The organism is Peribacillus simplex, from assembly GCF_001542915.1.
Classification (GTDB): Bacteria; Bacillota; Bacilli; order Bacillales; family DSM-1321; genus Peribacillus; species Peribacillus simplex_B.
The window spans coordinates 1-19,816 of the sequence record NZ_LNNH01000057.1 but is presented as its reverse complement, the minus strand read 5'-3'; the positions used below and the strand labels follow the sequence as shown (position 1 = coordinate 19,816).

At 41.1% G+C, this 19,816-nt stretch carries 16 protein-coding genes; 12 read left to right on the top strand and 4 right to left on the bottom strand.

Annotated elements, in window-relative coordinates; genetic code table 11:
* Nucleotides 1-268: 268 nt before the first annotated feature.
* From AS888_RS23550 to AS888_RS26555, 4 genes are all read left to right on the top strand, one after another.
* The gene (locus AS888_RS23550) at nt 269-1,744 is read left to right on the top strand and encodes a spore germination protein (RefSeq protein WP_061144526.1); all 1,476 of its coding nucleotides are present in this window, start codon (nt 269-271) and stop codon (nt 1,742-1,744) included.
* Between the two features lie 20 nt (nt 1,745-1,764).
* Complete coding sequence (locus AS888_RS23545; RefSeq protein ID WP_061144525.1) at nt 1,765-2,859, top strand: GerAB/ArcD/ProY family transporter; 1,095 nt, start codon at nt 1,765-1,767, stop codon at nt 2,857-2,859.
* Nucleotides 2,856-3,935, top strand: a complete 1,080-nt coding sequence (locus AS888_RS23540; protein ID WP_061144524.1) for a Ger(x)C family spore germination protein — start codon at nt 2,856-2,858, stop codon at nt 3,933-3,935. The genes AS888_RS23545 and AS888_RS23540 overlap by 4 nt, the downstream gene beginning before the upstream one ends.
* A 106-nt stretch (nt 3,936-4,041) precedes the next feature.
* Nucleotides 4,042-4,227: a hypothetical protein gene (locus AS888_RS26555; RefSeq protein WP_221408626.1), complete on the top strand. Its 186-nt coding sequence runs from the start codon at nt 4,042-4,044 to the stop codon at nt 4,225-4,227.
* 31 nt (nt 4,228-4,258) lie between these two features.
* Here the strand turns inward: AS888_RS26555 and AS888_RS23535 are convergent, their stop codons facing one another.
* The 3 genes from AS888_RS23535 to licT form a co-directional block, all read right to left on the bottom strand.
* On the bottom strand, nt 4,259-5,716 hold the full coding sequence (locus tag AS888_RS23535; RefSeq protein ID WP_061144523.1) for a glycoside hydrolase family 1 protein: 1,458 nt from the start codon (nt 5,714-5,716) through the stop codon (nt 4,259-4,261).
* A gap of 23 nt (nt 5,717-5,739) precedes the next feature.
* A complete protein-coding gene (locus AS888_RS23530) occupies nt 5,740-7,605 on the bottom strand; it encodes a beta-glucoside-specific PTS transporter subunit IIABC (protein ID WP_061144522.1) in 1,866 nt (621 codons plus the stop codon).
* A 102-nt stretch (nt 7,606-7,707) separates the two neighbouring features.
* Nucleotides 7,708-8,562, bottom strand: a complete 855-nt coding sequence (licT, locus tag AS888_RS23525) for a BglG family transcription antiterminator LicT (RefSeq protein ID WP_061144521.1) — start codon at nt 8,560-8,562, stop codon at nt 7,708-7,710.
* Nucleotides 8,563-8,827: 265 nt separating this feature from the next.
* On the opposite strand from licT, the gene AS888_RS23520 reads away from it, so the two are divergent.
* Nucleotides 8,828-9,127 (top strand): hypothetical protein, encoded by a 300-nt coding sequence (locus tag AS888_RS23520; RefSeq protein ID WP_061144520.1) that lies wholly within the window; start codon nt 8,828-8,830, stop codon nt 9,125-9,127.
* 350 nt (nt 9,128-9,477) lie between these two features.
* Here the strand turns inward: AS888_RS23520 and AS888_RS23515 are convergent, their stop codons facing one another.
* Nucleotides 9,478-11,310 (bottom strand): sigma 54-interacting transcriptional regulator, encoded by a 1,833-nt coding sequence (locus AS888_RS23515; protein ID WP_061144519.1) that lies wholly within the window; start codon nt 11,308-11,310, stop codon nt 9,478-9,480.
* Between the two features lie 193 nt (nt 11,311-11,503).
* Between AS888_RS23515 and AS888_RS23510 the strand changes: the two genes are divergently transcribed.
* The 7 genes from AS888_RS23510 to AS888_RS23480 all read left to right on the top strand — a co-directional run bounded on the left by AS888_RS23510 (nt 11,504) and on the right by AS888_RS23480 (nt 19,453).
* Nucleotides 11,504-11,707: a hypothetical protein gene (locus tag AS888_RS23510; protein WP_061144518.1), complete on the top strand. Its 204-nt coding sequence runs from the start codon at nt 11,504-11,506 to the stop codon at nt 11,705-11,707.
* A gap of 87 nt (nt 11,708-11,794) precedes the next feature.
* Nucleotides 11,795-13,225, top strand: a complete 1,431-nt coding sequence (locus AS888_RS23505; RefSeq protein ID WP_061144517.1) for a purine-cytosine permease family protein — start codon at nt 11,795-11,797, stop codon at nt 13,223-13,225.
* Nucleotides 13,226-13,255: 30 nt separating this feature from the next.
* The gene (locus AS888_RS23500; protein ID WP_061144516.1) at nt 13,256-14,224 is read left to right on the top strand and encodes a heme-dependent oxidative N-demethylase family protein; all 969 of its coding nucleotides are present in this window, start codon (nt 13,256-13,258) and stop codon (nt 14,222-14,224) included.
* A gap of 31 nt (nt 14,225-14,255) precedes the next feature.
* Nucleotides 14,256-14,777, top strand: a complete 522-nt coding sequence (locus tag AS888_RS23495) for a hypothetical protein (RefSeq protein WP_155645598.1) — start codon at nt 14,256-14,258, stop codon at nt 14,775-14,777.
* Nucleotides 14,778-14,782: 5 nt separating this feature from the next.
* Nucleotides 14,783-15,748 carry a PDR/VanB family oxidoreductase gene (locus AS888_RS23490; RefSeq protein WP_232732353.1) on the top strand — a complete coding sequence of 322 codons (966 nt, stop codon included), beginning with the start codon at nt 14,783-14,785 and terminating at the stop codon, nt 15,746-15,748.
* Between the two features lie 41 nt (nt 15,749-15,789).
* A complete protein-coding gene (locus AS888_RS23485) occupies nt 15,790-17,283 on the top strand; it encodes an aldehyde dehydrogenase family protein (RefSeq protein ID WP_061144514.1) in 1,494 nt (497 codons plus the stop codon).
* A gap of 202 nt (nt 17,284-17,485) precedes the next feature.
* Entirely contained in the window at nt 17,486-19,453 is a 1,968-nt protein-coding gene (locus AS888_RS23480; RefSeq protein ID WP_061144513.1) for a BglG family transcription antiterminator, read from the top strand.
* Nucleotides 19,454-19,816: the final 363 nt, after the last annotated feature.

Below are 19,816 nucleotides of genomic sequence, written 5' to 3'. Positions count from 1 at the left end.
AAGAGCCCAAATCTCGTAACCTTTGGTCAAAATTTCAAAGGAATTTCAAAAGGGGTTCGGAATTTTTTAATTCCGAACCCCTTTTGTCTACAAACTGAAAACTGGAGGAGAGTCTCCAGTTTTTTTTCGTTTAAAGATATTTCGTTGTCACAAGCCTAATGAAAAAAATAGGCAATAGTGTATAAGGCGTGTCTGCTATACCCATATTAAAATTATTGAATTAACCGTTCCCCTAATGTGGCAATAACAAAGAGAGGTTGAATTTCGAATGCTGAAAACTGATTCAGCTTTTCAAAAAAGCGAGCTTGCCAAGCTTTTACAAGCGTGTGAAGAGTCGGCAGACTTTTTTACTTTTAGGCTTCATGACTCGCCCTTTTTCATTGCCTATTTTAAAACGTTGGTGAAACCTGAGATCATTCATCATGATGTCCTTGCTTGCTTTAAAGCAAAGAATCCTTCTGCTTTGGAGGAAATAAAAGCAATATTGCCAATCGATGATGTTTCTATAACGGACAATATTACCGATATACAAAATAAATTAATGACCGGAAGCTTGATTTTTTACATAAAAGAAGGGAAACCGGACTGCCTGGTGGTTCCGGTGCCTTCCGTTGAAAAGCGGCAAGTAACAACCCCGGAAACGGAATATACGGTTGCCGGACCGAAGGAAGCTTTTGTGGAATCACTTGATACGAATTTAAATCTTGTTCGTAAACGCTTGCCTATTCCCGAACTGCAGGTAAAGGAACTGGTGGTCGGAAAGCTATCGAAAACCCGGGTCGCAGTCGTCTATGTGAAAGGTATCGCCGACCCGGAAAATGTGAAAACGGTCATCCAGCGGATTAATGGAATCGACTATGATGAAATCGCCGATACTTCGTTTCTTAGCCAAATGATTGCTGATAATAAAAACTCGCCATTCCCGCAGTTAATTGATACAGAGAGGCCAGATCGGCTTGCGGCCGTACTCGCAGAAGGGAAGGTTGGCATTTTTTCGGATGGGTCGCCCACTGCGATATCGGGTCCCGTTTCACTAATAACTTATTTCACGGCATTTGAGGATTACCTCTCCATTTGGAATGTCGCTTCCGCTTTCCGGCTGCTTAGGATTTTTGCGGTTCTGTTCTCCATTTTAGCCACATCATCTTATGTAGCCATATTAACTTATCATTATGAAATGATCCCCCGTGATGTACTGAGCTTGCTGATAACATCACGGGGAACCATTCCTTTTCCGCCTTTTTTGGAAGCGATCCTTCTTGAATTGGCGATTGAGCTTTTGCGGGAAGCTGGTGCGCGGCTGCCGACAAAGATTGGCCAAACAATCGGTATTGTCGGCGGTATAGTGCTCGGAACAGCGGCTGTTCAAGCAGGCTTGACGAGCAATGTACTGCTTATTGTCGTGGCTACGGGTGCGCTTGCTTCCTTCACTACACCTATCTACCAGGTCAGTAGCGTGATCCGCCTCATTCGCTTTCCATTTATCTTGTTTGCTCATCTGCTGGGCCTTGTCGGAGTCGCCGTCTGCTTTGCTTTGCTTATTTCTCATTTATTAAAGCTAACTTCTCTCGGCCGCCCATTCCTTGAGCCCATCTATCCATTGCGCGTGGAGGACTTCAAGGACTCGATCATCCGGCTGCCATTCAGCAAGCAAGCACTCCGTCCTCTGCAAATAAGGGCGCAAGATCGTCAGAGATTTCAGCAGGAGGCTTCACAAAAAAAAGATTGGGATATTGACGACTAATTTACCTTTGGAGGTGCTGTATGCTGCCCTTACCATCCGAGAACCGGAAAGTCTCTCCTTTCTTTGTTTTTTATCTTATCGTCGCTGCGCAATTCGGTCTGGGGGTTTTCAGTTTTCAACGGGAAATTGTTAAAGTTGTGGGAAATGATGCATGGATCGCTGTTTTTATCGCCGGTATCTCGATACACGTTGTCTTGTGGATGATATATCAAATCTTAAATAAAGGAACGAACGATATTACTGTCATCCACAAGGAATTGTTTGGAAAATGGCTTGGCGGGATGCTTAGTTTGGCTTTGATCGTTTATTTGTTGACTTTGGCCATCTCCGTCGTTCGCAGTTATACCGAATTGATTCAAGTTTGGATTTTCCCGCAATTGGAAACATGGTATATGGCCTTGATTCTCTCAGTGCTCGTGTATGTCTATGTCATAGGGGGCTTTCGAATCATCGTTGGAATTTGTTTCCTTAGTTTCATATTTACTACGCCTATTTTTTTTATCATGTTAGGTTTCCCTTTACGGCATATGCAAATATCTCATCTTTTTCCTATTTTCGATCATTCCGCGGCAGAGTTGTTATCCGCCTCCAAAACAATGACATATAGCTTGACCGGATTTGAAACGATTTTTTTCTTTTATCCTTTTATAAAAGATGCACCACGATCGCAAAAATGGGGGCATTATGGAACGGCTTATAGTACAATCAGCTATTTAGTCATAATGATTGTTTCCCTTATGTACTTTTCCAAGAATCAATTACTTGAGTCGATTTGGCCTACATTAACCATTTGGCAAATCGCCGATTTTCCTTTCCTTGAAAGGTTTGAGTTCCTAGGGCTTTCTTTCTGGCTGTTTAGCGTCGTGAATAGTGTTTGTTTGTATATTTGGGCAGGCACTAGAGGTTTGAAGCAGCTGTTTAGCTTGAAGCAAAAACATAGTCTTATCGTCATTCTCTTCATGACAGCTGTGGCGGCTACTTTTTTGAAAACCCGCGAGCAAATCGATCAGCTAAATTCTGTAATGGGGTTGGTGAGTCTTTACGTCATGTATGCGTATATTCCGTTTATCTTTTTTTATCAAATGATTAAAGGGAAATCGAGGAGAACGTCATGAAAAAATACCTTTTTTGGTGCATTTTTATGCTTATCCTGCTGCTCTATAATTCAATTGAAACGAAGATACTTGAAGATATCCAGCATGTGTCTGCCATTGGTTATGACTATGTGGACGAGCACCGGATGAAGGGAACGGCCGCCGCTCCATTCTATCCTGCCGGCATAGATGTTCAGCCGCTCGATGCTTTTTTTACGGCGGTTGGCCATACCTTTCTGGACATCTTGCAAAAGCAGCAACTGGAGTCCCAACGAAAGCTCGTCACGGGGCGTTTGCAAAATTTTTTAATTAGTAAAGAACTGGCAAAACACGGAGTAGCTGAGCTTACCGATCCGCTCGGGCGATCAACTGATATAGGCAGAGATGTGTACATGGCGGTAGTCGACGGGAGTGTAGAGGACCTGTTGACCTTTAAGTATCCTAATGCACCGACATCTGCAGAATATCTTTCCGATTTCATGGAGAGAAATTTGAAAGACATGATCCCGAAACCGACGGTTCATGTCTTCCTGGATCAGTATAACGGCTTTGTACAAGATCCCTTTCTGCCCATTATTGAAAAAAAGCATGACCATATTCGATATAAGGGCCTTGCTCTTTTTAAAAATGATCACTACGTAGGGGAGTTGTCCAATAAGGAAAGTTATTTATTTAAACTTCTTTACGAAAAGACCAAAACAGGTACAGATCAATTCAGCCTGAAGAACAAAAAATACATAGCCATTCAAAATATCCGCTCGAAAGTGAAATATAAGGTGTCCGGCAGTCAAGATGATCCGCGGGTCGACGTTCATGTCTCGTTTTTAGGAGAGGTTAAAGATGCGCCAAGCATATCGGTAGGGAAGGGCACATTGAAGGAAATGGAGCAGGCATGGAGTAAAGGAGCGACGGTAAGGGCAACCAAGATGATGAATAAATTTCAAGAGCTGGAGGTTGATCCGCTTGGTATCACAGAAAAGGCGCGGAGCCATTTTCGGAACTTCGATAAAAAAGCCTGGGACCAACGATACCCGACGGTTCCGATTAAATTTCATATGAAGATCCGTATAACAAACACCGGCATTTCGAATAAATAGTGAAGTCAAAAGAAGATTCAATATCAAAGGTACAACCAGACTAAAACAAGCAAGGTATTTCCAACTTAATCGTTGATAGCGAGCTGTTCTTGAATGTCTAGAAGCCATGACTTTGAGACATGCCAAGCTCGTTGGCAACAATATTGAAGAAGCAGGTAAGTTGTATCACTGTACATCATGTGATCAAAAGAAAAAAGGTGTTAAACGCTTGTTTCTTCAAGCGTCTAACACCTTGGCCTATTTTCCTTTAATGTTTACCTCGGGCAGCGAGATCCCGCTTAGGGATCGGTAGGGAAGGGAGCGGCACCCGGCCGACATTCAATTTATAATGCTTCACCATTACTTTCTATCGTTTTTTGATACCAGTAGAAAGAATCTTTACGGCTTCTTTCCAAACTTCCATTGCCTTCGTCATCTTTATCGACATAAATGAAGCCGTACCGTTTCGACATCTCACTTGTTGACATGGAAACTAAGTCGATAGGTCCCCAGGCCAGGTACCCCATCAATTCAACTCCATCACCGACAGCTTCTTTCATTTGCTCGATATGTTTCCTTAAGTAATCAATCCGATAGTGATCATGGATCGAACCGTCTTCTTCGACCTGATCATAGGCACCCAATCCATTTTCAACCATGAAGATGGGCACTTGATAGCGATCATACATCTCATTCAATACGACACGCAGCCCGATCGGATCAATTTGCCATCCCCATTCAGACGCTTCTAAATAAGGGTTTTTTAATGAATTCATCAAGTTTCCTTCTGTTCGCTCTCCTTCTGGGGAAGCGGAGGATAACATGGACATGTAATAACTAATGGTGATGTAATCCACTGGATGCTGCTTAAGGATCTCGTCATCCCCAGTTCCTTTGATGATCTCAATATTATTTTCAATGAAGAAACGATCCATATATTTAGGATACTCACCACGAACATGCACATCTGTAAAGAAGAGATTTTCCTGATTATCCTTTTGCGCCTTTATGACATCTGCAGGATTGGGTGTGTTTGGATAATGGCTCATCCTTGCCAGCATGCACCCCATTTTTCCATCAGGGATGATTTCATGTAATTTTTTTGTGGCCAGTGCACTTGCGACAAATTGATGGTGCAAACCTTGATATCTTGCCTGCATGGAGTTTGCTTCCTTATCTGATATGACGCCTCCGCCGGTAAAAGGGCTTATGGTGATCATATTGATTTCGTTAAATGAAATCCAATATTTCACCATATTTTTATAACGTGTAAAAACCGTTTCTGCATAATGTACAAAATGATTGATTACCTCACGACCGACCCAGCCATTATATTTATCCGTCAAGCCATAAGGTGTTTCATAATGTGATAATGTAACGATTGGCTCAATATTATATTTCTTTAATTCCGCAAATACGTTGTCATAAAATTGTAAGCCTGCTTCATTTGGCACTTCATCGTAGCCATTAGGGAAAATCCTTGCCCAATGAATGGAAAGCCGGAATGCCGTAAAGCCCATCTCAGCAAGTAAAGCGATATCTTCTTTATAGCGGTGATAGAAATCAATGCCCTCACGTTTAGGATAACGTGCCGTCGATTCACCACTTAGTGCTTTTCGAATTTGTTCAGAGGTGATTTCCATTGCGTTATCTTTCGTTCTTTGATCTTTAGGAATATACTCAACAAAGTCAGCCGCGGATAATCCTTTACCACCTTCATCAAATCCGCCTTCAATTTGGTTGGCGGCAGTTGCGCCTCCCCAATAAAAATTTTTCGGGAATTTTGCTTCGAATTGTGTCATAGTGAACTCTCCTTTTAGTTTGATTATTTTACAATAGTTAATATTGTATCTTCTAAAGTAACGGGTCTTGATTTTGTTGGTACAACATCTAAATACTCTGCCGTGTTAGTGATGATCACGGGTGTTGTAGCTTGATAGCCAGCCTCTTTAATACCTTTCATATCGAAGGTTACCAGTTTGTCTCCTTTATTAACGACTGAACCAGCTTCAACATGTGCGTCAAAGTGTTTGCCGCCCAATTGAACTGTATCAAGTCCGATATGGATCAAGACTTCAACCCCATCATCACTGATTAAGCCAATTGCATGTTTTGTTGGGAATAGCGTCACTACCTTTCCATCGAATGGGGCTGAAACCATCCCCTCAGCTGGTTCGATTGCCACCCCCTTACCCATTGCCCCGCTTGAAAATACGGCATCATCCACGTTTTCCAAAGGTATCATCTCACCTTTTAATGGTGCAGATAATTCATAGGTTTTGTTCGAGCCAGCTTCTGATTGAGAGGCAGTGTCTTTTGGCGCTTTTCCAGCATTAACGTCAGCATTATTTTTCTTTCCTTCTGTACCAAAAAGGAACGCTAGAACGGCTGCAGATAGGAATGCGGCGCCGATTCCACTAATATAGCCGATTGTAGGTGAATAGGCCGGGATGGTCAGAAGACTATTGAAAGCAAATCCAAATAACCTTACATTGAATGTTGCGACGATGGCGCCGCCAATCGAACCGGCTATCAATAATAATGGTATTAACTTTTTATATCTTAATACTATCCCGTAAAGAATCGGTTCCGTTACCCCTGCGAACAATCCAGATAACGTACCCGCAAATGAAAGGGAACGTAATTCTTTATTTTTCCTGGCGCGTAAAAAGATACCAAAGGCGATCCCCATCTGCGCAAATGTAGAGGCAGCTGTAATGGGTCCAATTATATCTCCGCCACGTGAGAAATTATCGATCATGATCGGTACGACGCCCCAATGCACACCTAGGATGACCAGTATTGGCCAAATGCAGGCAATGATGATACCGGTCAAGATTGCTGATTTAGCTACCAAGTAAGTAACGGCAGCCCCGATCGCTAAACTAATGTATTGTGCAAACGGTCCGAACACTAAGGCCGTTAATGGAACCATGACCAAAATACCCACCATTGGAACAAAGAACAATTGAATCGTATCCGGTGTGCGTTTTTTTACGAAGCGTTCTAAAGGAGCATAAACAGCCATCGCAATTAACAAGGGAAAAACGGTTGATGAATAATCCGTCACGATCAGCGGAATATTCATGAAACTTACTTGCCCGTCGGCTTTTAGCATGGCCGTGAAATTGGGATCGAGTAAGCCTGCCCCGATGGCGCCGCCAACGAACGGGTTTGCTTTCAATTTCTTAGCGGCGGAAATGGCTACGAAGATTGGCAAGAAATAAAAGAGACCGCTTGATGCAGCATTCAATACGGAATAGGTTGTTCCATTTATATCAATTAGATTCAAAATATTAAGGATTGCAAGCAGCGCTTTGATCATGCCCGCTCCTGCCAGTGCGGGCACCAATGGAGAAAATGTCCCGGAAATATATTCAAAGATTTTTGAGATGATGCCCACTTTTTCATTGCTTTCATTTTCATTGGAAGGATCTTGATGATGAATAGGATGGTTATTCATGATCTCTGTATACACTTTCCCTACTTTATTGCCAATAACCACCTGGAATTGACCGCCTTTTTCGACAACGGTTAGAACATCAGGGATTGTGCTCAATGCTTCTTTGTCAGCTTTTTGGCGATCATTCAGCTTGAACCTTAATCGTGTGGCACAATGTACGAGGGAATTGATATTTTCTTCGCCGCCCACCAATTGGACGATTCGATTGCCTAACTGTTTATTATCCATGGTTTCCTCTCCTTTGATAAAATAAAAAACCTGAAAGAATACAAATAGATTAAGATCTACTTCGTATTCTTCCCAGGTTTTGCCTGCCGAGCAGTAACAATCCTATAGGAATGCTTTTTTTTTTTCCCGATTCGAAACCCGCTGGATATGAATGATAAAATAGGCTAACTCATCGGTGGTCATTTCCATTTCATATTGCTTTTTCAAATAAGCCTGCACTTTCTTCGTACATTGGTCGGCTTGAGGGTATTGCAGCTTCACTTGCTGATATAAACCATCATTATTGTCGTCATTTAACTCACCGCGCAGAATCCTATATGCGAAATAACGGAGATGGGTGATGAACCGGCTGTAATTCATCGATTCTTCATTAAAATCAAAACCATAATGATATTTAACGATATTGGTCACATCATTGACGATATTCGTCATCGCCATTGTCTCTTCCATACCAGAGCCATCTTGCCGTGCATTGAAAAGATGCAAGGCAATGGATGCTGCTTCATCCTCAGGCATGCTTACTCCTGTTTCCGCTTTTATCATATTCAATGCTTTAAAGGCAGCACGGTACTCGGCTTTATAGAACTTTTGCACTTCCCACATAAGCGCATTCTTTATAGGAACCCCGTTCTTTGTTCTTGTGACAGCAAAGTGAATATGATCGGATAAAGTTAAATAAAGTGAGTCATTCAACTCTGTCTGCAGGTCCCCATTTGCCATCTCGATAATATCTTTTGAGAGCTCCATCATTTCATATGGAATTTCATCGAGCAAATCAGATAATTTGTCAGCGAAGGCTTTAGAAGGGGTAATAAAGGTTTTCTCGATATTTACTGGATCGATTTCATCGCCATTTTTTTTCTGGAAGGCGAGACCTCTCCCCATGACGACCATCTCAGTTTGATTTGAATCTTCTGTTAAAGCGACATTATTATTAAATATTTTTTTAATTTTCATAAATTATCACATATCCTTCAATAATTTTGAAATGAAAAAACCTGGATCAAAACAAATTACAGACAGATTTCCCTGCCATAACTTGAATTGATCCAGGTTTTGCCTGCCGAACAGTAACAATCCTCTGAGAATTTTATTATATATGATAGCGGTTACTTTGGCAATAGAAGGTTGCTAAATTGCCAATTCAGATATATGGAATGTTGCTGATCAAGGTGAGGTATAAATATGAAAATTAATAAGAATGTAGGAAGTAAACAAAAAGTTGCTAAGAGAAGAAGTGTTAGCAATTGGACATGCCGTTGAAACAATACATTTGCCGGATGTTACACCGTTCGAATGGGATACCGTATATGACTTCACCCCATATACCCCGAAAGAAGAGATAAATGAAACGGTCGTTTATAAATGGGAGAACATCAACGAAACTGTAAATGAAGGCATGAATCAAATTGTATTTCTGAAAGATGGAAAAGTAGTCTCTTTTTATACGGCTTTCCTGAAAATAATGGATATGGGATATCTTTTGAGACTAAGAATATGCTTGATATTAAGGATGATTTGAATTTTTTAGTGGCAAGAAGTGACAGTATCATCTAGTTAAAAAACTAGGCTGTGTTATGAATACTACAGCCCAAAAAGGTGCATGACTACGTGAGTTTCGTGCTTATACTCGTGAAATTCGCGTTTTATTTACTAGTGAATCGGTGCTTTGCTCATGGAATTTAGATAAGGAATGTATAACGCGATATTGTTTTTTCTTTTTTTATTGTAGGCATAACGTATATGTGCGATTAATAAAAAAGCTAATTACAAAAGCTTATTCTTAAGGCGCTCCTGTAATAGCTTTTTTCATTTAATTCAGATAGCAATCAGCCAGTTTGAACAATCCCGGTCAGTTCCTGCAATGTAAACTTAAATTAGGATTTTGAGTTGCTTACTGAGACGTTGCATTTCCGAATTAATATAAGATTTGCTATAATCACATCCGACAATGGCAACGATATTGCCGTCATCATCAATAATGGGTGCTAGGCTTGTTTTCCACTCACCGTACTTGTCTTCGTATATGGGGGTAACACCTGCTTTACCATTAAACGCTTGGTAAGCAATGTTCATCATTTCTGGCGGACCGATATATTCTTCCATCGGCTCAATTACAAAGCCTTTGTCTGCAACGAGGTGAATCAGACGTCCATCATCCGTCATGCTAAATATAAAAACCCATTCAATTACGCCTTCTTTTTCTTGGATCAAGGTAAGCTTTTGTTTCAATTTTTGAGAGTAGGAATTTGAGAGGTTGGTGTTTTGTTGTAGGCGAATAACCTCCTCAGCGGGAATGATTGCTGCAGTCACAACGGCAATGGAGCGGAGCCGTTTATTTATTTGCTCTTCTAAGATGGTCCGTTTATTTACTGGTGATAGTCGTGCCTCTTCGATTTTATCACGAATTTTTTTATATTTTCTACTCATAGTGGGCTGGCTAACTTCCAATACCTTCGCCGCTAATTTCAATGACTTGTATTGTTCCATTGCCATGTTAATCAGTTGTTCCTCCACAAGGTCTACTGCTTCTTGCAATGGCATTAGAAAATCGATAACAGGTGTTGAAGTCCGTTTGGGCTCTTTAATAGGAAGGACCTCTTTAATCATCGTAACATCCACTTCAGGTGTCCTGCTCGTAATTGTAAGCCTTTCCACGATATTTTCAAGTTCACGTACGTTACCTGGCCATTGATGGATACATAGCATGTCGATTGCATCCGGGGTGAAAGCTATCATTCGATTGTACAGTGTATTGTACTTTTGTAAGAAAAATTGAACCAGATAGGGGATCTCATCTACACGATCTCTAAGCGGCGGAAGGTGGATCGGCACGACATGAAGGCGATAATATAAGTCTTCTCTGAATTCCCCTTTCTTCACCATTTTTTCAAGTGATTTATTGGTCGCTGCAATCACTTGAATGTCAACAGGGTGGGAGGTGGAACTGCCAATTGGTGTGACAATGCGTTCTTGAAGAACCCGAAGCAGTTTGACCTGTACGTTAAGTGGTAATTCTCCCACTTCATCCAAGAATAAGATCCCCTTATGAGCAAGTGTGAATTTTCCCATGGCTCCGCCTTTTCTTGCACTGGTAAAAGCCCCTTCTACGTAGCCAAACAGTTCGCTTTCAATCAAGTTTTCCGGGATAGCGCCGCAATTGACTGGTATGAACGGTCCTTCGCTTCTTTTACCCATGTTATGTATGGCCCTGGCAGCCATTTCCTTTCCTACACCGGATTCGCCTAATAAAAGGACTGTTGCGCTAACATCACAAACCATTTGCATTTTATGAAGAACTTCAAGCATGGAATTACTTCGGATCACAAATGGAAAAGATGGTTTTTTCGATTCTGCGACTGGCCCGGATTGATTTCCTGAATTATCTGGATAAGAGTCGTTAATTTCTTTGTAGGCCCAAACCCATTCTCCTGATTCAATCGGGTATGCCGTCACCAGCATCTCAAGCCCTTGCCATGAGGATTGCATGAACGTTTTTTTTTCATGTTTGGCCATAACCTCTTCTGCCAGGCTCGTAGAAAATAGATCTTGTTCGACATCCTTGATAGAACCGCCTGCACTAGCAGATTTAATGGTATGGAATAAGGAATTTCTCGTTCCGTTCGATTTCAATATGATGCCTTTTTTATCTGTCACGATAAGCTGATCATAAATAGACAAGAGTGCAGAGGTGAAGTAATCCATTAATGTCTACCTGCCTTTCATTAAACTCCTAGATTCAATATGACAGAAATTTCACAACTGTTCAATAGTTTCGAAAATGAATATTATTCCTATTGAAAACGCTTTAATAATGGCCCTTTCTAGTTGGCATGGTTATTGCATTTAAGAAAAGTGAGGGACTAAACAAGAGAAGGCAAAGGGGGGAGAAGCCATTTTGAATAAAGTGAATCTGTTTCAACAGAATATCCATTCAGAAAATCCCTTCATCAAAAGTCTATATTCAGATTTGAATGAACGGATCGATGCGTATGAGCAGGAAGATGCTGTGAAAGTCGACAAAATGAAATGGAGGGATGCGACCGGTTCTATTTTTTTCATGCTTTTAATCATTGTCTATTTAGTCTATGTACTTGTTTAAGGTAGTGTACTTTTACATTGTCTATTACATGAACAGCCGTAATTCCATTCCATTCAATCAATATATCTATAGTTGGGAGAGAAGCGTGTGAGTAAAGAGAATTCCTCCATTTCGAAGGATGTGGCCTTTGGGTTTTTACCGGCAAGTAAAAGTGACCGGATTTTTAACCTTAGGGATTTAATTTTAGTTCAGGTTGTTATTGGTCTCTCATCTTTTGGGCTGTTAACTGGGGGATATACAGGTACAATGCTTGATTTAAAGCACTCACTGGCAGCGATTTTATTCGGTAATGCCTTCCCGATGTTGTTGATCGTTCCCATTACCTTGTATTTTGCGCGCTACGGCATAGACACCTTTGTCGGGTTTCGAAGTTCACTAGGCTATCTAGGATCCAATATTTTTTTCTTTGTTTTTCTTATTTTAACTCTCGGCTATATTTCGATTGCGCTTTTTATGTCTGGCCAGGCTTTGGCAGAGGCTGCTAATTGGATAAGGATGCCTGGCTTTTTCTCAAGCCAAACAACGGGAGCGCCGTTTTTCGCGATAGTACTCTTTATCTGTGCATTTCTGGTAACGGTGAGGGGACCGATAGCTATTCAGAAATATACGACAGTAGCCGTTCCTGCTTTTTTGGTTCTCATGTTTGGCCTTCTCTCAATAGTCTTGTTCGGACAGGGATTCACGAATGTTGCTACTATACTTCCTTCCGAACCGTTTGAAACGACTTCACGTTCGTTCGCGACCGCCCTGGAATTAAACATCGGACTCGGCTTCTCATGGCTTCCATACCTTGGCCAATACAGCCGTTTATCCAAAACGGAAGGGGGGGCATTCAAAGCGGGCTTCTATAGCTATGGAATTATCGTCTGTATCGCTGCTTTAGTTGGGGCACTCGCTGCATTAGTTGCCGGGTCGCTTAATCCTTCCGACTGGATGTTTTCAATTGCTGGTAGCTGGGGAGGTTTCATTGGCTTGATTCTGCTTTCGGTAGGGAATGTTGGTGCAGCCATTTTCCTTATGTACTCACAAGCGGTCAGCTTTAAAACGGTATTCCCAAAAAAGTCATGGATGATTGCTATGGGAACAACGGTACCAGCTATTTTCTTGCTTTTAAGCTCTACGTTTTACGATGCATTTGGTTCATTCATTGCTGTCATTTCCTTTATTATGGCTGTTCTTGGCGGCATTGTCGTTTCAGATTACTTCTTCGTTAAGCGCCAACGCATTTCTTTAAGAGATCTGTATGACACACAAGGCTGTTACACCTATTGGAAAGGAATTAACCCCTCTTCCGTTTTTACGGTGGTTATTGGGACGATTGTTTACTGGGCACTTTATAATCCATTGACTTTTGAATCAAGTAACTTTTTCCTTTATACAGCAGCAGGCATTCCAACATACTTTGTCGCGTTAGGCACTTACTATGTTTCAGCTAAATACATTTTCCGTTATGAAGTTGATAGAGTTCGCTCATCTGTTGAATTAAAAGGAAACCAAATAGAAAAAAACGTACTATAAAGAATTTTGATAACGAGAGGAGATTGTTCAATGTTCACACAAAGATTGGATTTCAAGACCACTGATTTAGATACATTTCCGTTTCCATTCACTTCTGGTAACTATCGCTATTCAAACGATTTGAAAACACTCTCAAACATTAACTGTATTGAAGTTACACCAGAATACAGACTCCAAGTGGAAGCGAAGCGGCGTCTTCTTCAAGAGCAGCCGCATATAAGGTTTCAATCGTTTCCACACACATTAGAGATGCAATGGGAAGTACTTGAAATGCTTATCGACATGGCAACTGATCGCTACCCGGAGCATTTCGAGGTCATTAAAGATGAAGGCAGCTGGACGTTCAAGAACCACATCTTAGGAGAGTCAGAATCATTCGTGTTTGGTGATGCCAGTACGCTACCAAATGAGCCGCTTGATTATATTGGCCGTCATTTCCACAATGATTTTGTCTTAATGGTTCATCGCGATAGTAACTTCTATTTGGAAGTGGGGCAGGTCTCTTATGCAGCCCTTTTTTCAGCCAACTGGAATAAAGGGATGTCTTTCGATGAGATTCATGCACCTGTCCCATTTGTATCGCGAAAGGGCGATGAGCTAGCAGAGCGCGTTCGTAAGTTTTTATTATCCATTGAGCCAGGAAAGCCATGGACTCGGATTAACTGGAACCTGATGGCGGACCGTTGGGATGTCAATTATGAAACGATGGATGTGTGGGAACCGCAGCGTTCTGAGATAACGCCCGAAAGTGCAGGAAAGCTGGTTCGTTTACGAGTTGAAGAACAAAAATTTTATCGTATGCCACGAAGCAACGCGATTCTATTCGTATTGAACACCCAGTTCCTGCCACTTGAAGATTTGACATTGCGCCAGGAGTGGTTTGATCTGACATATAGCGTGCTCCAGGATATTCCGGAACCTATGGCTGAATACAAAGGGATAGCTCCATTTCTTCCACAATCGGTCGAATATTTGAGACGCATTGATGAAAAACGGTAAAGCGAACAAAGAAAATAAGGAGGATAGTGCCTTGTACAATAGTCCAGTATTATTTGATAAATCTGTTACGATCGTAAATCAATTCACTCCTCGGAAAGAACGGAGAAAATTTGTCGTCATAACGGATCAAGCCGGATACGAAAAGGCGAAGAATTTCACTTCTGAAATATTAGGTACAGTGCCTTTCGAGTGCCTTACTATTAACAGTGTGGAAGATAAAGAGAAGGTTAAGAGATTCTTCTTGTCACAGAAGATGGGGACGCAATGTTATATTGCGGCTGAGTGGAACAATGCTGTTATGGTCTTCTCGCTTGGGGTAGAGGCGGGTCTATCTGAAGATGAGATCCAGACAATGATTATCGGGCCCAAACGCCGCTACGTTTATTGCATGAAATGCTTCGAAGTGTCGGAAGTCTCAGTAGAAGCAGCGATTGCAGAATGTGACCATTGTAGAGCCAGTCTTGAAATCGGTCCTTTTTATTCAATCGTACGGGAAGGTTATATTGGTTACCCGTTCATCCCAGTCGACAAAGAAAAAGTAGCAGGGAGTTGATCATCATGCGATTAGTGGGAAATATTCAAATGAAAGTAAATAGGATCATTCAAGAAACTCCACTCGTGAAACAGTTCGAGTTGATTCCGGTTGATGGAAACCCATTGCCTGCTTTTACTGGAGGTTCGCATGTAACTACATTCATGCCGGCCGGAGAAACGATTTTCGAGAGGGAATACTCCATTATCAGCCATCCGAGAGACCGTAAGAAATATGCCATTTCGATCCGTCGTGACGAGGCGTCTCGCGGAGGCTCTGCATACTGGCATGATTATGTAAAGGAAGATACTAGGCTGGAAGTCAGCTTTCCTAAAAACAACTTCCCTCTCAGCTTTCGAGCGAAGCATCATGCGTTTTATGCAGCTGGAATAGGCATCACTCCATTTTTGGCGATGATGGAAGACATGGCTGCTGAAGGCCAAACCTTTGAACTCCATTATGCAGCACGCACACCGGAATTATGTGCTTTTTATGATCTGTTGAAAGCTAAATATCCGGATCAATGCACTTTTTATTTTTCGCAGGCAGAAGCGAAAAGCAGAATGACACCTGCGACGATGATGGATCATCGTATTGGCACACATGTTTATTTTTGCGGTCCGCTCGAGATGGTGCAACAGTATCGTGAGGCAGCCAGTTCATATGGGTATCCCGAACATGCGATTCACCTCGAATTATTCGCCGCAAAAAATGATGGGCCCAAAGATCCTTTCTTTGTTGACCTTACAGATAGCGATCGGTCCATCTCGGTTCATGAAGGAGAAACACTGCTTGAAGCCCTTTTAAGGGAAGGAATTGATGCACCGTATTCATGTAAAGTCGGCGGGTGCGGAAGCTGTGAGGTAGCTGTCGATGATGGGGAAGTGGACCACCGTGATTTCTTCCTTAGCGAAGAAAATCGCCAATCACGCAACTCAATCCTGACATGCTGCTCACGGGCGAAGGGAGACAGACTTGCTTTAAAACTTTAATACTTCAATACAAGGTAAAAAAATGAATCGGAGGCTAAAACATGACAATTATAGAAACGGCAGTTTTAGAACTGAAAAATTACATTAATGGTGAGTGGCAGTCTTCATCTTCAAATGAAGTAATTCCGGTCATTAATCCTGCGACACAGGAAATCATCGCTAGGGCACCGCGAGCGACCAAGGAAGAAACGGAACTAGCCATCTCAGCTGCGAAAGACACATTCAAAAGCGGAGTCTGGTCAGGACTTACAGCACAAGAGCGTGCTTCCTATTTATATAAAATCGCAGATAAAATTGATGAACGTGCGGAAGAGTTAACGATTCTTGAAACAATGGATAACGGGAAACTTAAAGCAGAGGCGGCTTTCGATATTGCCGATGCAGCTTCGTGTTTTCGTTACTACGCCGGCTTGGTTCAACATCCAGAAGGGGAAACATACCAAGTTCCCGCTCCCGTACAAGCGATGGTCGTTCGCGAGCCTGTAGGTGTAGCTGGTTTGATTGTACCTTGGAACTTCCCTCTTCTAATGAGTGTATGGAAAATCGCACCTGCCCTTGCGGCAGGTAATACGATAGTGTATAAACCGGCAGAAGTGACACCTGTTACAGCAACGAAGCTGTTTGAAATCTTAGAGGAAGCGGGCATCCCAAAAGGAGTCGCCAATATGGTGATGGGCCGCGGGACTGTCGTAGGCCAAACAATTGCCGAAAGCAAGGATGTTGACATGGTTTCATTTACAGGAAGTACAGACGTTGGCCGCTCGATCATGAAAGCGGCAGCAGGCAATTTAAAGAAAATTTCCCTTGAGCTTGGCGGTAAATCACCTAACATCGTTTTTGCGGATGCGGATTTAGAAACAGCGGTCGATTACGGATTGTTCGGTATCTTCTTCGGTGCAGGACAAGTATGTTCGTCAGGTAGCCGCATTCTTGTTGAAGAAAGCATGTATGCTGAATATGTAAAATGCTTTGTGGAACGCGCAAGTAAAATTAAAGTTGGACCTGGTCTTGCACAAGGAAGCCATATGGGAGCGATAGTAAGCGAAGCACAAATGAAGAGTATTTTAAATTATATTGAAATAGGCAAACAGGAAGGTGCGACACTTGCAACAGGAGGTTACCGGCTCGTTGATGACGGTCTTGACAAAGGATTCTTCCTTGCACCGACTGTCTTCACCAATGTAACAACTGACATGCGCATCGTTCAAGAGGAAATCTTTGGTCCAGTTGTTGTCATCCAAAAGTTTAAAGATGAAGAAGAGGCTATTAAACTGGCAAATGATACAGACTACGGGCTAGCAGGCGGCGTTTTCTCTAACGACGGGGCAAAAGCACTGCGTGTAATCAAGAAAATACGAGCGGGCATTACATGGGTAAATGATTATCATCCAACATTTGTCGAGGCCCCATGGGGCGGTTACAAACAGAGCGGGATTGGACGTAGTTTAGGAAAATACGGCTTAGACGAATACCAAGAAATTAAACAAATCAACATTAATCTCGATGTAAAACCGATTGGCTGGTTCTCCAATTAAGCTAGAGAAGAAGCAAACAACTTGTAAAAAACCTAATCCAATTACGGATTAGGTTTTTTGGATTGTCCAGCTGAAGATTCCTTTATTTGCTATTTTACGCAATATAGATATAAAAGTTAAACTAGGCCTCTAAGGTCATATAAAATTATTTATCACTATAATAGAATTTAGTCAGGAATTTTTTGATAGGGAGGTAATGTACTTGCATTCAAGGTTATACAAAATATTGAGATCCATGATGCAACGGGACGACGATGTAATCATTGGTCACCATCTTGCCAAATTAGCAAATGTCTCGGCAAGAACGATTCAGAAAGATATAAAGATGCTCAATGATATAGTGAAACAGTATGGAGCATGTATCCATTCTATTCGGAGCATCGGTTACAAGTTGGAGATTAATGATCCTGAAACGTTCTACCTGTTTATCAAAGAAGAGCAAAAGAGGCAAGGAGTGGAAAGGGAAGTCCCAGGTGATACCGAAGAAAGAGTTCTTTATTTATTAAGGAGATTACTTCTTGCCGAAGGTTATGTAAAGCAGGATGATTTAGCTGAGGAAATGTATGTCAGTAAATCAACCATTCAAAAACTAATGAAGGATGTAAGGGAAAAGCTGGCTGTGTACAAGTTGACCCTACCAAGCAAGTCAAGTTTTGGACTTAAGATTGAGGGAAATGAGTTTAATTATCGTTCCTGTATTTCTGAATATTGTTTCATTAGAGACATAAACCATTCTTTCATGGCAAAGCAGACATTACTTAAAGAATCTTTTACGGAGAAACAAATTAGGGACTTAAAAAATCTAGTGTTAAATGCCGCTCCTAATAGAAACATACATATTTCAGACAGAGATTTTGAAGATGTACTGATTCATTTTCTTGTTGCTATTAAGCGGATTAACGAGGGTCTTTATATTAGAAAAGATGAACTGAAGAGCAGGGAAATTCCCCTGGCCCTTGCAAGTTCCGTCGTGATTGATTTATTAAAAGAAATAGAATCGATTTTCAATGTGACAATACCTGAGCCGGAACGTATATATCTATGTCTTCTTTTACTAGGAAAGAAGATCATTCCTAATGAGTTAAAAAATGATACGTCCTCTATTAGGGAAATGAACAAAGTGATAGACGATATGCTTTGTGCAATTTTTTTGGAAATGAATATTGATTTTCGGGAAGATCCAGAATTAAGGACTAGTTTATTTAATCATATAAAAGTGATGTTAAACCGCTTAGAGTATGGATTGAATATACGAAACCCGATACTGAAAGAGATTAAAGAAAAATACCCTTTCTCCTTTGAGATGGCACTAATAGCAGCCCAATCTCTTGATAATAGTTTAAAAATTGAAATAAATGACGAAGAAATAGGGTTTCTGGCTATTCATTTAGAGGGTGCCTTACAGCGTATGGACGCCAATGTCACACGTATACGATGTTTAGTGGTTTGCTCTACAGGTACTGGAAGCGCCCAGTTGTTGAAGTATGGACTAAATAAACATTTAGGAGACCGATTAACGATTATAGGCGTTCAAAGTTATTATGCCCTATCACAAATGGATTTGAAAACGATCGATTTAATAGTTAGCACCATCCAAATTGATGCTGCGCTTCCGATCCCATTTATAAAGGTAAGTCCAATATTATCTGAACAAGATATAATTGCCATTAAAAATAAATTGAAAGCAATCCATACGAAAAATCATTGTGAAATAGCACAGTTTATTAAAGAAGATTTAATTTTTCTACAGATGGAGCTCAGCAGCCCAGAAGAAGTAATTGAGTCCATATGTCAAACAATTATTACTAAACAACTCGCTTCCCCGGATATTACGAAATTAGTTATCGAAAGGGAGATGGCTTCACCAACTTCGTATGGTAATTTAATTGCGATCCCCCACCCATTAAAACATATTAGTTATGAAACCTTTTTAGCTTTTTGTACACTAAAAAAACCGATCAAATGGGGAAATGAAATGGTTCAGTTAATCTGTTTTTTTAATATAAAGAAAAATAATGAAATGGATTTACAAGTCTTATATGAGTTTCTCTATACCATGATCAATGATAAAAATATTGTTGAAAAATTAACAAATTGCCGGACTGTGCCTGAATTTTCGGCACTTTTATACAGTCAGGACAAAAGTAACAAGATTCATATCATAAAATAATATACGGGAAGCTGGAAGAGGTGAAATTTGTCTATGCAACGAAACGATTGAGCGTGTGTTCGGAAGGTTCAAAAGTAAAGCATGGTATGCGTTGGACCGCTTGGAAATAAAATATTCGTTGCCTTGATTGTAAAGAAGATGGACTATTGGACAGGGCAAGGTCCAAAACACGGTACAACATAGTGGGCTCGTAAAGTTCTAATCTCTTAAATTCAGGCGTCCCCCTTTTGTCTACAAACTGAAACTTCCGTATTATAACGGAAGTTTCAGACTGTAGACAAACTCGATGAAAATCGAGTTTGTCTATTTTTATGGCCTGTACAATTTAGACGTTGATTTCCACTCCAGGCACTCGCTTTCCGC